A 15,666-nucleotide genomic window follows, 5' to 3' on the forward strand; every position below is an offset into this window, starting at 1 on the left:
CCTCCTTTATCTCCCCAGTATCTTCCTTTAATAAACGTAATCCTACTAACTAAGTTGCACTATCCTGCTCTTTAGCTTAATGCCGTTCCCAATCTAGTTAGTTCTATATAAACGACTAAGAGCGTTGAGTGCTTTGCTTAAAAATTAAATTTTCTCGGTTGTATTCTAACCCTTTAAAACTCTTATTTTAGTGAAGGCAAGAATAGAAGGTTTGATTAGGGATACTCAGATCTTCTCATTTTACCCCCTTGCCTAATAATTTATTTTAGAAAAGGAGTTTATTAATATGGCAGTTAACTTTAACATTCGATTGGTAACATTTATCCCTCATGACAAAGTAGATTCTCCAGTACAGTATGGTTTACCCGCCTACGTTGCATCATTTAAAGGAAATAATCGAGGTTTTGACAAGAATACTGCAAACACCGAAAACTTTCGTACCGCACAGCAGATAAATGTACAATTTACGAATACTGGTGGAAGCTGGACCTCCTTTAAGAATATCGGAACAACTACTGCATATCACTTTAATAATACGACTTTAACCACAACGACTCACACTGCAAAAGCTTCTGATGCAGGTTTGACTGTCACGCGAACTTTGAACTAAGCTGCCCGTTAGTTGAACAAATAAAAAAACGCTGCCGAAGCAATCGCTATTCCACTAACGTGTCTCGTTAGCTTAATATTCTCCCTTACTTATACCTACTTAATATTTCTTCTGGAATATGACAATAATCATTTGGCTAAGAAACGCCTTCGCCTCTTTTAAGTGTTCAAGCTTTTCACTATATACTCCTGTTCTATATTTCTCGCCAACGTCCTGTCCTTGTTTATTCAAACTGTATGGATCAATGATTTCAAATAAATACCCCATTAATTCCCTGATCGTTACAACTGTCGGATCAAATCCTGTTTTTACAGATTCGGCGTACCCATCATAATCACCCTCAAGTGTATGACTTGTTCCATTAGCTCTTCCTGCTTCTGTAAACTTAACTCCAGGTAAAGTTTTTATAAAAGCTTGTACTTCCCATAAACATCCACCTGCAAAATATACTACTTCCATATTGATTCTCCTCTTCGTTTAAAAAACAAAAAATTCATTCCAACTAAATAGGAAGAAAAAACTGTAGTTACTAAGTCTACTACACATTAAAATAATGACAAATTTTCTTATTCCACATTATGTACCGATTGATGAACACAAATTAAACAACACTGTTTAACTACCCTGCCCGTTAGTTGAACAAATAAAAAACGGCTGCCGAAGCAACCGCTATTCCACTAACGTTTCCCGTTAGCTCAACGTAATTCATTATGTAAGAATAGTTTTTTCTCTCGGTACTGTCGTTTCTATAAATTCCTCTTTTATCTTGTCCTTTATAAATCTCCTTATGTTCTCACGCCCGATTTTATCGAACCAAGCCTGCACTCGCTTTACGTGTTCTTCATCACTTTTCACTAGTGATTCAATCTTCTCATAATCTTCGTAACTGTCATATTCCCAAATAGCAAATACCTCCACCACACCGTCTATTTCCTTGGTTGACCATCTGCCAACTAATCTTGAACCATATTTTAACTGTGCAGGTAAGAGTGTTTGATTAAAATGTTCATTAAAATCATGTACTATCTGAGGGTCAATTTTGTATGTCTTTCTACGATAAATCACGCATCCATCATCTCCAATAATCAAGTATTATTAAGCTTCTATTATAATAATAGCAATCCATAAATTCCATCTTTTTCCGTTATCCTGCCCGTTAGCGTAATGGGACGTTACCAGTCTAATACTTTATTATCTTTTGACAATAACATCTATAGTGCGAATTCAAAAGGCACCCTAAACGGGTGCCCTTCAATAATCCTTATCACTGTTTCATTTCGATCTGCTTGTAAAAATGACCGAAACTCGCCAAAACTATAGTCCGATCTGACCGCCCGGAAATCCAAACCTTGCGTTATAGCTCGCGTCGTGTGCCGGCATGGTTGCTCCTTCTGGCGTCTCCAACGACGGCGTATCATTTTCCAACGGGTCCCAAGTTATTAGTACAAAGCCTGGGGGATAAAAGTCTGAAGGTGTTACATCAGCAGGCGGTACGATCGTCGCCCCATACTTGACTTGAGCTGTCGAATAGTTAGTACTCGTCACTGAATCAATGAATGATAACGTGTAGCTGTTACGTGTGTAATATAGCTTAAGGGTGAGCGTTCCGTCAGCGGTTACCGTACCCGAGGTAACGTTGTTAGGATTGCTGCTGTCATAGGTAAAGCCGGTATAATCCTTCGGAGTTGCCGTAGCTGTTGATCCAATTCCACCGCTGCCGGCAACGGCTTCCACTTCTGTGGAGCCGTCATCGTCCAGATTCTGCTGATAATACAATACCTGATAGCCCGTGGCCTCCCAAACGGCCGTGAAGGTCAGATCGTTACCGGGCATTGTACTTGGAACGGACTGTGACCAACCTTCAAACGTATAGCCTGGCTTTGTCACCGTAGGCGGAATTATCGGCGACCCATATGCAAGCTGTGATACCGTGCCGCCCACGCCTCCATTGGCATCGAATGTCAGGTTAAACAAATAAGGAACGAAGTACAACTTGATACGAAGATCCAGGGTTGGGTCTACGTAAATCGATAAAGGCGAAGGTACTGTTGTTGTGAGTTTCGAGTAGGGTGACATCCATCTCGCATCCATTGTCCCTATATCTCTACTATCGAATCCTAAAAATGCAGTTCCATACTTGGTTTTTGCCTCCATTAGCTGGAAATTAGAACCTGTGGTATCGCCAAGATAATACTCCACTGTAATAGGCACATGTGAATCTAAGCTATATTTCCCTTTATAAGTCGTGTCGATAGCCGGCATCGTAGGCGCAACAACATTGGCTGACGCAGGAACGTTCTCGCTCAGATTCGTGTCGCGCCAAGAAGTAAACACATAGCCCGGCATGTTCACGATAGGTGCGGTAATAGGGGCACCAAACTTAAGCGAAGATGTGATTGGCGTTCTGCCATGGCCTGGATCAAAGGTCAGATTGTACACATTGCGAGCGTAATAATACTTTACGACAGTGCTCCCGTCGCCTTTAACCGCAGTGAACTGTTCGGCAGGTGTAGCAAAACCTGCATAGGCAGGGGGCCGCGCGGTTGCAGGCCAATCTGTTGTGCCCTTATAGGTGAATTCGCCGCTAAGCGTGTAGGAATCATTGGAGACATTTTGCAAGTAAACTTCCACCTTATAAGGGGTGTCCGTCTTCGGAGTCCATCTTGCAACCCACATGCTGTCGTAAGACGGCATTCTACCCGGTAGGACAGTTGGCCCAGCATCGGAATCATTCTTATACCAATTATCGAATTTATATCCTTTTCTTGTAGGAACGGGCTCTACCGGAATCGGATCATTGTACTTCCCGCTAATTGTCTTTAATAGCGTAAGCTTTCCATCATTCGTTTCATGCGAGTACAAGTAGAGACTATAACTATCCTTGAGATCGTCCCAGTGTAATGGAATCGTACGCGCAATCGGAGCAGAACCGAAAGTTAAAGGTGCCCTTCTCCAAGTGATCGTCATGGTGGCATCCATGCCAGTCGGATCGTAATTATAGTTCTGTAAGAGCACTTGGTTGGTCTTAGCATCGTATATGAAATTTTTGTTGGATATGCTTACCGTGAAATCCTTGGATCTGTCATAAGATTGTTCCGTAACCTCGCCTGTCTGCAGATCCATCGTGCTCATATCAAAGATGCTATACGGTAAAATGGCCGATTTTGTTGACTGACCGTGCAGATTAACTCTAGGCGCATCACCCTGTGAATAGGCAAAATCAAGAATGTTCTGCCGGGAACCTACCGTATAGAGTGGCCATTCATCCTCATACAGGGTTGGCTCGTACGAGAAGGTACCCTTAAACAGCTGTGCCTTGAATTTGACTTCCGTGTACACGCCGAATTCCAGATCTATGGCTCCGGCATAATGGGAGGTCTTGCCCTGAGAAGATAGATAGGTCAGCTGGTAATAGAAGTAGCCCCACAACTTCGCGTAAGCGCCAACGTCCGCTTGCACACCTACGCTATTCGCCTCAGTAGAGAATAGACCTACTGCCAACTCCAGCCGAAGACCTGCCCGTAAGCCCAAAGTGCCCATGATGTAGAATGTAAATTGATACTTCTCATCTAGCAGACTTACGGTCTTGTTCGTCGCTTCTCTAGCAAAAAGTTTCACATTGAATATATATCTCTTCCCATTCTCATAACTGAACGTACTACCGATAGAGAGATTCGCATTTGCGCTTACAACAAAATCCCCTTTAAACTTTACTTGAATGACACCCATCAAAAGACGCATTTTGATATCAACAAGATTTACATCAAAGAGGTCAACCCAGTCCGTCTCGTTACTCAGCATATTCTGATATAAGGCCGGCAATGAGTTGTCTAATGAATCTACGCCACTGAGAGTTTCATCCAAAGCATCCTTTGCGTCCATTAGAGCTTTTATTTGTTTGGCGATGTTCTGTACTTTGCTTTTATCATTCCAATTCCATTCTTCATCCTTCTCAAATGTGCCGATTTCAGCGTCGAAATTAATCGCTGTATAGGTATAGGCATCTACGGTTGGGGAAACCTCGTATTCTCTCAAGTAAGGGATGAACCCCAGAAATAGTCCCCAATCGGTATTGGCATCGGCAGAAAGCGAAACTCGTACTTCTTGCTCGAAGGTGCCGGTCAAATGAATCACAATGTTGCGCTGGCCGCCTGCATCAACTACAATATCGCAACTCACTTGAAGAGAAGCGCTTAAACCGGACATATCAACAAAATGTTGCAGTTCTGTACCTATATCGGCTTTAACACTCACATTTTCTACTTGCACTCTATTTCCGTTCAACCGCATAACATTGTGATCGGAGACAGATGAGCCATTGGCATACGTAATAGAGTAATTTTTCATATCGAATTCGCTATCTAGTTCTTTGAAGCTATCCGTATCGATTGCCAAAGCTGCTAAATACTGCGTAGCTTTATTCACAAATCCGCTTTCCAGAGCTTGCTCCTCGATTTGAGCTTCCATAGCCGCTACATCGGTGTTCTGCAGCAACTGATTTCCTTCTATATTTTGCTGTGTATAGTAATCCATCGAAGCCGTTATTTGCTCTAGCGTTACATCTGTATAAGTAATGACTTCGTTAGTTCCCGAAGAACTGACTCCGGTAATTTGAGCATAGCCGGCAAGCTGGGACGAAGCATCACCGAATACACCTGTGTAGAAGGCGATGAAGTCACCTGCTTGTACAACGGTGCTTGCAGCAAGACCCAATTGTGCATATTTGCTGTCGCTATAGTTCATCGTATTCTCGCTTACCGTGATGGAGTGATTGCTTAAATCCCCATCCATATCTGCTGTATCGCTGACCGGCAAGACGTCTGGCGTAAAGAGAACTTTTTTGGCGTCTGCCGTTTCGTATGTATATGTGCTGCCGTCGATCGCCCGAATCGTTACATAAACCACTTCACCGTCATCGTCGACGCTTGTTGCCAGATTACGCTGATTCGGTGCAACTCCGTTATAAATAGCAACGGTATTGCCGACTTGTATATTCTGTTTCCCATTATATTGGAATGTACCCTCTGTAGCGTTACCCACCGATTGAACGGCTCCGTCATCGCCGGTATTCAAGTCTATAACAGGAATCGCACCAGGGGTAACAGCCTTACCATTCTGGGTCATATTCGTGACTTCCGAAGAAGGAATATAAATCAAGTCAGGATTCAGAGTCACATGCTGAACTTCTTGTTTAGCAATGGTAAATACGTATGTTCTAGTGGATTTATCTTGGCCTGTAAAAGAAAGATTGGCGTTATTCAGCTTGAGCTGATAGGTGCCGCCTTCTTCAAATGCACCACCATTTGCACCTACTGTAAATTCGCCATTGGAGCCCTTTACTCGAATACCCACATGAGTTGCAAAATCAGGATGAGTTAGCGCTTCAAAGGTCATTTCAGCTTTAACTCTATCTGCTGTCATGCTTCCTGTACCATCGATTACTTCAATCGTAAAGCTTTTGTCCTGATCCAACATGGTTACACTAGGAATAGTTTGAGTTTCGAATGGTTCTTCATATCTTGCGTATAACGTCATATTTCTGTTGACGATAGCATCTGTATATACTGGCTCCGACAAAGCGCTATCTTTATACCAGCCAACGAAAATAGAGCCTGACTTCATTGGATCCGGAAGATTATTCAGCGTCGCTCCTTGCTTGAGAGAAAGGCTGTTAATGGCCGAACCGCCGTTTGTTTCAAAAGTAATAATATATGGACCTGCGTTCGTGTCGCCTGGGTTAGCGCCATTACCGCTGCCAGAGTCGGGAGTTGATGTTGATGTTGATGTTGATGGTGTTGGTGTTGGTGTTGATGGTGTTGGTGTTGGTGTTGGTGTTGGTGTTGGTGTTGGAACTACTCGATTCTGGGTAGTCCATGTCTTCACAACTTCGTTGTTTCGCATGAAGAAAACAGCTGCTTCCGCGCGAGATGCATTTGACTTTGGATTGGAATTACCGCTTGCATCTCCATGAAGCAAGCCTGCCCACCAAAGCTTTACGACCGCATCCACCGCCCAAGGCGAAATATCGGCTGTGTCGTTAGGTTTAGAGGTCAGGCTGGCGTTCGTCTGATAAGGTATTTTATAGCTTTCAAAATACCTCAAAGTCAGCGTTGCCATCTGTTCCCTTGATATAGCAGCGTTCGGCGAAAAATTATGGTCACCTGTACCGCTTGTAATGCCTTTTTCAATTGCCCATTGCACATAAGGTGCATACCAAGTGCCTGCTTGTACATCTGAGAAGGAGGAAATTGAATATTGGCTGATGTCCACTCCTGCCATTCGCCCAAGTGCAGTTACATACATGGCACGAGTCATTGTGCCTTTGGGCGAGAAGCTGTCATTATCCGTACCGCCGAATATTCCGTTTTGTTTCACATACGTCACAGCATTATAGAACCAGTCCGTCGTTTTAACATCTTGAAATGAATTTATCGGAGGACTCGATGAGTTTAGAGATCCTTGCTCTTGTACTGCTGCAGGTGCGTTAGTACTCCGTTCAGCGGCCGCGAACCCTGGTGATACTAAGGATACGAGCATACAAATCAAAAGTGATAAATTTATAATACGTTTATACAAGCGTGTTTCCCCTCCCGCAATTTGTCTAAACTTTCCGCAGAATAATGTCGATTTCTGCTTCACCATATCACAGTCAGTCTAAACAAATCCTAAACAAATGCTAGTGAAAAGGGAGCATCCCTCCGTTATTTTTCATAACCTTGGGACACTCCCTTTATGGAGGAATATGCGTCAATTTATATCCAGCAATCTCCTGACCGTTTCCTTCGGCTTAATCCCGAACTCCGTCAGAAGCAGCATTCTTAATACCTCGTACTGCTTGATCGCCGAGATGCGGTCATCCGCCATAACCAGCACGCGAATGAGCCGTTCATGAATGGACTCATTTAGCGGATCATGTACAAGCGCCTTCCGCAGCAGTTCCGCAGCCGCATCATATTGCCCCTTCTTCTCCTCACGTTCATGAAGGCGAAGCAAGGTTGCGACGTACTCGCTTTCCAGGCGAACTCGCGTCGGCTCTGCCCATTCGTACGAAGTGCCAGCCATAAAGCCCTCTCCGTATAATTGGACAAGCTCACCGGCATAGTCACGCAGCTTTAAGTCGTCGATTTGCGCCTGTGCGGCCAGCAAACGATCCCACTCATCGAGATCACAGTACAACTGGCTTATATCGATTCGATAACCGCCTTCCACATGCTGGACGATACCGTCAATTCCGATTTGACTTAAAGCTTTTCGCAAATAGTGAGTCGTTGTATTAAACTGGGCCCCTGCCCGGTCTACCTCCACCTCTCCCCACAAACGATCGAGAATTTGATCTCTACTTACTGCCTCGCCGCGATGGTAAATGAGGAATGCCATCAATTCCTCAGTTTTGGAAGTCCGCCATTTGACCACAGAGCCATTCTCTGTCTCTACGCGCAACCGTCCGAAACATCGGATATTAACTCGTGGATGTGCGTCATAAACATGGAACGCTTGCAGCACGAGACGCGCATAACTTAATGCATCCTTCGATCCCGCACCTTTGTCTCCATACGACTGCACATAAATAGACAACAGCTCTGCCATCGCCGAGCCTTCGTCCACGAAACTGCGAATAAACCCTTGAGGTTTGGCGAGACGCAAAGCTTCAGCCAGCTTCGCAAGCGCCGGCTCCATTTGATTGTCGCCATATAACATCATGCTTTGTAAATTCAGAATGTGAATGCGGTCCCGCAGACGGTCTTCCTTCGTCAACAGATGATACAATCTTGCTGCGAGAGATAGCGCTGATTCGAATTGTCCGCATGCAGCCAGCACGCGAACGAGCACCAATTGTTCGGAAACTTGGTCCAGCGTTGCTTCGTCCGAGTGCGACATCCCGCAGTGCTCCAACCATCGCTGAGCAGACGCAATGTCTCCTTGACGCACCGCTAAGCTCACCTGTTCCGCTTCGATTTTGCGTATGAATATCTCATAATCGGGTGAATCGATCATCAGCTTAAGTTGTTCTAGCAGTGTCGCTGCTTCTAGTGAGTTCCCCTTTGCTTGCTGAATTCTAGAAGCTGCCACAAAGAGCTGATACCGATTGCGAGACACCGGCGCGAATCCGTCTACATGCATAATGCGGTTTAGCCAGTCCTCCGCTTCCTCCAGCCGATTCCACTCGTACAATACCTTGGCATAGGAAGCATACATCGGTGTCGCATACGGATGGTTAACACGATCTCTCCAATACTCTATCATCCGAATGAAAAATTGTGCTGCACCATGGTAATCGTTAATGTAGCCCAGATGGTCTTCAAACTCTTCGACCGAATAATGCTTATTGTTGCCTCCTTGAATAAATAAGCTTTGTTCGAGTGCAAACGTATCTCCACGGATAAAATAGTCAGCAGTGCTCAGAAGGTCTTTCTTCACATAGGCAGCAGTACCGCAGAGATAATAGATGTCCCCCATGGTCATGCGCCATACGTCAGCATCTATATGATCCTTCAAAGCTTGGTAACGAACACGAAGCCGTTCCGCTCGATCCGGAATGTTATGAAACTGCCGAACGCCGACCATCACGAGCAAATAAAAAAGTTCAACAAGCGGTCGGCTCGCTACATATTGCTCAGGCACTTGCATCACCCAACGAGCAACGACGGTGTTCTTGCCTCCAAGAAGTTCGTACAGATGCGCTTCAATCAGGCGAGCTACATCTTCATACTGCCGTCCCGCCAAATAATGTTCCGCCGCTTCTACAATAAACCCGTTATGTTCGTGCCATTGCGCGGCACGCGCATTCGCCTGAATCCATAGCTCAGGCCATGTTCGAGCAAGCATCGACTGCAGGAAATCAGACAGCAGATGGTGATAGCGATACCAGTTGCGTTGATCGTCCATAGGAATGATGAATAGCTGAAGCTGTTCCAGTTGTTCCAACTGCTGCTGACCTCTCGCTTGACCGGTCACCGCCTCGCACAATGCATAATTCATTTGGCTTAACACGGAAGTTTGCAACAAAAAATCGCGCATCGCCTCTGGCAGATCGCGAATGACTTCCTCGAGCAAGTAATCGGATATGTGCTGCTGATGGCCGCTGAATTGACGGATCGATTCAGTCACATTGCCGCTTCGTTTCAGTGAGATGGCCGCAAGTCGCAAGCCGCAAATCCAACCCTCGGTTTGGTCATACAGCATATTGAGCTGCTCAGTCGACAGCTTCAACTCCGTCGTCTCTCGGAAGAAATAGTTTACTTCTTCTGGTCGGAACCTCAATTGCTCGATCGTAATCCGCCGCATCTCGCCTTTTGCAAATAATCTTGCTGTCGGAAATGGGAGGTCGTTGCGACTTGCGATATATAAATGAATGTGGTTTGGAAGGTGTTCAAGCAAATAGCTCATCGAATTCTGGATTGCTGGCATCGTCGCCAGATGATAATCGTCAACCATGACGACCAGCTCACCCGGCAGTTGATTCAACTCGTTTAGTAGCACGTTCATCGCCGACTCCATCGATGTGGAAGATGCAGAGGACCCCTCCACCAGCAAAGGCAAAATGGTCAGGCCAAAGTCCTCGATATGATTCTGGATCGAAACGATGACCATGTTCCAGAAGGTACTCCAATCATCGTCCTGCTTGCTCAGTGACACCCATGCAACAAGCTTGCCGCTTTGTTTGGCCCATTCGCTTAGCGCCGTCGTTTTCCCATAACCAGATGGAGCGAATAAGAGCGTAAGCTTCGCGTCCATACCCTCATCAAGCAGACGAAGCAGATCCGTACGAGCAACCAAGGTGTGCCGTACATAAGGGATGTGCATTTTAGTTGCGGTAATCATCGAAAGCCCTCCATAAGACAAAAAATGAGTAATTAGGAGTAACTTCGACATTCAAGTCGTAAATTCCTGTGCTTTCGGCTGTACAACACATGCCCCATAGACGAATTTGCGTGGGATGACAATTGGGAAGAAGGTTGACTCGTTATTAATGACCGTTATAATTCGCCCTACTTGTGATACGGTTCACCGCTCTGTCTGTAACGGCAAGTTTTAAGGCCATCCTTTGCGGTATGTCCTTAATTTTATGAACATAGTCTCTATACTATTTTTTCGTAACCGGTATCCAAATCTCGCTCCTGAAATTGGGGGAAGATACATCCTTGCCTTCATTCCATAATATTTCCGGTCCCCTTGCTACCTCATAACTTGCGGAAGGGAACCATTCCGAATAGATGCGCCCCCAGACATTTTGTAAAGTATCGGGAAACGGTCCGACAGCTTCGAAAACGGCCCAGGTCAATGCGGGAACCTCTAATTTCGCAAAATTTTCAGGACACTCCTCGGATGTAGCTGCACCTATATAATGGTCAAGCTCTCCCTTCTCCTCCATTCGCCCTTCAGAAAAATTTGTCGATGCTGAAATCAACCCCTGTGGTTCAACATTAGAGAGCTTTTTCAATTGGTCGATGTCTAGGCTGGTTAAGCCTTTCCACATCGATGCAATTTCTGAACTCACGCCATTAAATTGGATAGGCACCTTTTTCGTAATACCTACAATACGGAACGATTCTTTCTCAACGATACGATAATTCATTTCGCATCCTCCCTGAATAGTTAATTGGAAGGTCATTCGAGGATAGGCTTTTAAAGATGGGGCATGAGACCTAACCGAAGAGGGCGGAACCCCATGCAAGACTTGGAAGGCCCTAGAAAAGGCATCTGCCGAGCTATAACCGTATTTCACTGCGACGTCCACAATTCTTAAATCACCGGCTTGAAGCTCGAATGCCGCAAGGGTCAGGCGTCTCCGGCGGATGTACTCCGATAGCGTAATGCCTGCAAGGAAGGAGAACATTCTTGAAAAATGATAGTCCGAACAACAAGCCAGCCTCGCTGCTTCCTTCAGATCTATGTCTTCATCAAGATTCTCTTCAATATAGTGTAAAGCTCTATTCAGATTTGCAAGCCAATCCATTCAAATGACCTCCCTTCAGGTACAGAATAACAAGATTCGGAAGTACCCATCCGACATCTCATGCACAGTTTTGTTGGGTTACCCTTCTCATACCTATACCGTTAGCATATGATCCTTCAATATCAGAATAACTGACTGTTATATCCTGTTGAAACAGTCACTCATAAGTATATTTCTTCTTGATTGATAGGCATCTTGCTCTCAATCCACCAAGTTACTAAACTAAGCACGGCTCCGATGTACGCCTCTATTTTAATTTGCTGTACTATTCCACATATTCGTACTTTTCAATAAAAACCCGCACTTGATTTCGACCAGCTCTTTTGGCAGCATAAAGTGCTTCATCAGCTTTAAGAAGAAGTTGATGGATTGTTTCCTCCACAGCTCCTGTCGTTACGGATACCCCAAAACTAGAGGTAATCGTTACCAATTTTTCATTTTCAACTAGAGGCTTCTGTTCAATGCAAAATCTAAGGTAATTAGCGAAGTTTTCCCCTTCCGCTAGTGTATAACCAGGTAAAGCGAGTACAAATTCTTCACCACCATATCTAGCAAATAGTATATGTTCTCCCATCTCAGCCTTACATATTTGAGCCACATGTACTAGCATTTGATCTCCGGTTTGATGCCCATAAGTGTCGTTCACTTTTTTGAAAAAATCAATATCAAATAGAATAATCACAAAGGATGATAATTCACCCTTTGCTTTCATTAAGCTTTGCTCACTTTTCTGGAAAAAGGCACGACGATTGTATATTTGTGTAAGATCATCATAATAGGCTTGATGCTCTAACTTTTGTTGTAATGTATGTAGCTCTGTTATATCCGTAAATATAATTAGTAAGCCAGAGTTATTATTAGATTGTTGAAGCATAGAAATACGTAGCTGATATATATAATTACCTTGATGAATCGTAACATTCAATTTATCTGAGATCGTATCTAATTGAACAGGGAATGATTGATCCGTTAGCATATACCAAACTTGATCAAATGGCTGCCCTAACGTTGATCGATCCAATTCACTAAACATACTTTTACAAGCTTGATTATATTCGATTAATTGATAGGTATCATTAAGCACAATGACACCATCGTTCATACTATTAAAGATCGTTTCCTTCGCAATTGGCATTATGGATAACATTCGAGAGGAGGTAATAGACCAAAGGTACAAAACAGAAGAAAACCAAATAACCATGGGTACAGGATCGATACCATCGGGTGTCACTCCTATGAATAATAAAAATGCAGTCATTATTGGAAGCAATTGACCGCAGATGAGGGCAAATAATTGAGATCGATATACACTAACGGTTTCCTTCCAGCGTGAAAGCAGCAATAAGAGCGCAGCTAACATACAACAGAAAATGTAAATATTATGTACGGCAAACCATGCCCCATACTCAATCTCACTATATGGAGCCCCAAGCACCGAATGGATATCATATATTCTATAGTAAAAATGATGGGATTCATTAGTTACATTGATGAGAAATGTAATACAAGGCATTGTAAGTAGAGCGATTATTCTTTTTCTCGTTATTTTATAACCCAAATATTGCATGACAAACATTAATCCTAACGGAGGGAAAAATGGCATCCCTGCATACTGTACAATATTCCAAAATCTAAGCTGTTCTAACGAAGTCGATGTTAAGCTAAAGGCATAACCAAAGCAATAAATCATTGAAGTTAATGTATTCCACATGAACAAATTAGCGATATTTGTATAATAATGTCTCCTCCAATAAGTAAAGACAAGTATAGACAAATTCAGAACAGCCGAAGTACAAACTAATGTTATATATGCTGCTAGCTTCGAATCCAATAGGTATACCCACTTTCATACAATACATATATTTACGTTAACACGATTAATATAAGATGTTGATTTGTGCCTTGAACCATTTACAGGATTCCGTCCACATCACTATTATGTCTGTACTACCCACATCGTATTGATTATTGCTTCATGAAATAGATTGTTTTTAACTTAGCATGACACTCATGACAGTAGCAACACATTTAGCCAATCAGTAATGCTATGATTACTATTTCGTCTATACCGATCACCAAATAGTTAGTACAACATTACGTAATTCATCACTTCTATTGCATTGCAAACAAGTACCCATCGATTGGATGGGTACTTGTTTTTATTTCTAATTATAAAGGCTTCCCCATGTACGACATAAGTCAACTAAATCCATTTAGAATTTTGTAAGGCGCTTGCAGATCTATTCGTATTGTACAGAACGTGCAAGTGCCGCAACAGAGCCGCGAAAATCAGGTCTGCCGTCATCCGTCCACAACAGCTCCGCTACAAATGTATGGCGATTCGGATCGTATAGCGGATCTCCTACAATATGCTTATACGTTCTTGCGTGGAACACAAACAGCGTCTTCTCGCCAGTTTCTGACACCGTAAAACTATTATGACCAGGACCATACATCGAGATGCTCTCATCAGTCGTGAGAACCGGTACTTTCGACTTGCGCCATGAGGCAGCATCGAGCAAATCCGAGTCCGCATCGGCTTCAAGCAAGCCCATGCAATAATTGAAATCAGTAGCGCTAGCAGAGTAAGTAAGGAATACCCGATTATCTTTGCGAACAAATGCCGCGCCTTCGTTCACTTTATACCCGATTATCTCCCAGTCATATTCGGGCATCGTAATCATCGTTTGCGCCCCAATCAACGTCCACGGATTGCTCATTTTAGATATGTAGAGATTAGAGTTGCCTTCGATTTCCGGATCCTTTTGTGCCCATACGTAATAGAGGCTACCATTGTGCTCAAAGGTAGTGGCATCGAGGGAGAAGCTTTCCCACGCGGTACGAACCTGTCCTCTTTCCGTCCAGCTGCCTTCGAGCGGATTTGTATTTTCATTCTCCAGTACATACATCCGATGGTCGAACAAGCCTTCTGTCGTTTCCGACGTATGCGCGGCAGCGAAATATACGTACCATTTTCCATCAATAAAATGCAGCTCTGGCGCCCAAATATTGGCGCTAAAAATGCCAGTCTCTCTCTTTCTCCAGATCACTATAGGAGCTGATGTAATAAGCCCTTCAAGGTCCTGTGCCCTACGGATTTCAATCCGATTATACTCTGGAACCGAGGCCACGAAATAATAATAACCATCTGAATGTCGGCATATAAAAGGATCAGCTCGTTGCTCGATCAATGGTTTAATGACGCGTAACTCCTCTTGTTGGACTCCCATCTTATCACCTATTTCATAAGTAATAGATACTAACCTTTAACAGCACCCGCAGTCATACCATCAATGAAATATTTCTGGAAAGCGATAAACAATATGAAGATTGGAATGATAGAGAAGAAGGAGCCCACGATCAGAAGGTCATAGTTATTCCCATAAGGAGTTAACAATGTTTTTAAACCGATTGGCAGTGTATATTTATTTTGATCTCCCAACACCATGAATGGCCACAATAGATTATTCCAGCTATTCATACCATTCAGAATGGCCATTGCCGCAAAGGAAGGCTTCATAATCGGCATAATCACTCTGAAATATATCGCATATTCGTTTGCTCCATCAACTCGCCCAGATTGAATAATTTCTTTGGGTATGCTTCTGAGATATTGCCTAAAGAAGAATATCGTCCCGGCATTAGCTATACCCGGCAGAATGATTGCCGAATAGCTATTCACCATTTGCAAATCATTTATTAAGCTGTACAAAGGAACCAGCAATATTTCAAATGGCACCATCATAATGAGCAACACACATATAAAGAGGAAGTTCTTACCTTTGAAATCATACGCTGCAAAACCATATGCAACAAAAGCGCTTACAAACAGTGTTAAAGCAACCTGAATGATTGTTAACGTCATACTGTTCCAAAACCATACAAAATAATCATGTTGTCCAGTAAATAAATAGATAAAATTATCAAAACTCATTATTTCAAAATTCAAACTTAAGTTAAGACCATATCTTATTAAAGCTTCACCTGGTTTAAAGGAAGAGAGGGCCACTGCATAGAATGGAACCATAATTATAACGAATAGTATAATAAAGATACTAATTATGACTATTCTAGCAATTAAGTTGTTCTTCATCTGATT

At 43.3% G+C, this 15,666-nt stretch carries 8 protein-coding genes and 1 pseudogene; 1 reads left to right on the forward strand and 8 read right to left on the reverse strand.

All coding sequences use genetic code 11. From position 1 onward, the window contains the following. Window positions 1–286: 286 nt before the first annotated feature. Window positions 287–610, forward strand: a complete 324-nt coding sequence (locus tag ACN6KS_RS17510) for a hypothetical protein (RefSeq protein WP_440960154.1) — start codon at window positions 287–289, stop codon at window positions 608–610. A gap of 85 nt (window positions 611–695) precedes the next feature. Here the strand turns inward: ACN6KS_RS17510 and ACN6KS_RS17515 are convergent. The 8 genes and pseudogenes from ACN6KS_RS17515 to ACN6KS_RS17550 all read right to left on the reverse strand — a co-directional run bounded on the left by ACN6KS_RS17515 (window position 696) and on the right by ACN6KS_RS17550 (window position 15,660). Next, window positions 696–1,069 (reverse strand): annotated as a pseudogene (locus tag ACN6KS_RS17515) (peptide-methionine (S)-S-oxide reductase). 249 nt (window positions 1,070–1,318) lie between these two features. Further along, on the reverse strand, window positions 1,319–1,675 hold the full coding sequence (locus tag ACN6KS_RS17520) for an NIPSNAP family protein (RefSeq protein ID WP_094873028.1): 357 nt from the start codon (window positions 1,673–1,675) through the stop codon (window positions 1,319–1,321). Between the two features lie 249 nt (window positions 1,676–1,924). Continuing rightward, a complete protein-coding gene (locus ACN6KS_RS17525) occupies window positions 1,925–7,186 on the reverse strand; it encodes an InlB B-repeat-containing protein (RefSeq protein ID WP_440960155.1) in 5,262 nt (1,753 codons plus the stop codon). Between the two features lie 171 nt (window positions 7,187–7,357). Beyond that, complete coding sequence (locus tag ACN6KS_RS17530) at window positions 7,358–10,432, reverse strand: BTAD domain-containing putative transcriptional regulator (protein ID WP_440960156.1); 3,075 nt, start codon at window positions 10,430–10,432, stop codon at window positions 7,358–7,360. A 262-nt stretch (window positions 10,433–10,694) separates the two neighbouring features. After that, on the reverse strand, window positions 10,695–11,567 hold the full coding sequence (locus tag ACN6KS_RS17535; RefSeq protein ID WP_094873025.1) for an AraC family transcriptional regulator: 873 nt from the start codon (window positions 11,565–11,567) through the stop codon (window positions 10,695–10,697). Window positions 11,568–11,832: 265 nt separating this feature from the next. Next, window positions 11,833–13,398, reverse strand: coding sequence for a histidine kinase N-terminal 7TM domain-containing protein (locus ACN6KS_RS17540; protein ID WP_440960157.1), 1,566 nt, complete (start codon window positions 13,396–13,398; stop codon window positions 11,833–11,835). Window positions 13,399–13,807: 409 nt separating this feature from the next. Continuing rightward, window positions 13,808–14,797, reverse strand: a complete 990-nt coding sequence (locus tag ACN6KS_RS17545) for a glycoside hydrolase family 43 protein (RefSeq protein ID WP_440960158.1) — start codon at window positions 14,795–14,797, stop codon at window positions 13,808–13,810. A 29-nt stretch (window positions 14,798–14,826) separates the two neighbouring features. After that, window positions 14,827–15,660: a carbohydrate ABC transporter permease gene (locus ACN6KS_RS17550; protein ID WP_076120625.1), complete on the reverse strand. Its 834-nt coding sequence runs from the start codon at window positions 15,658–15,660 to the stop codon at window positions 14,827–14,829. Between the last annotated feature and the right edge of the window lie 6 nt (window positions 15,661–15,666).

The organism is Paenibacillus nitricinens (assembly GCF_052056485.1).
GTDB classification, from domain to species: domain Bacteria; phylum Bacillota; class Bacilli; order Paenibacillales; family Paenibacillaceae; genus Paenibacillus_AQ; species Paenibacillus_AQ nitricinens.

Coding starts and splice junctions, on each gene's coding strand:
- ACN6KS_RS17510 (WP_440960154.1), top strand. CDS start 287: ATGGCAGTTAACTTTAACATTCGATTGGTAACATTTATCCCTCATGAC.
- ACN6KS_RS17530 (WP_440960156.1), bottom strand. CDS start 10,432: ATGATTACCGCAACTAAAATGCACATCCCTTATGTACGGCACACCTTG.
- ACN6KS_RS17535 (WP_094873025.1), bottom strand. CDS start 11,567: ATGGATTGGCTTGCAAATCTGAATAGAGCTTTACACTATATTGAAGAG.
- ACN6KS_RS17545 (WP_440960158.1), bottom strand. CDS start 14,797: ATGGGAGTCCAACAAGAGGAGTTACGCGTCATTAAACCATTGATCGAG.
- ACN6KS_RS17550 (WP_076120625.1), bottom strand. CDS start 15,660: ATGAAGAACAACTTAATTGCTAGAATAGTCATAATTAGTATCTTTATT.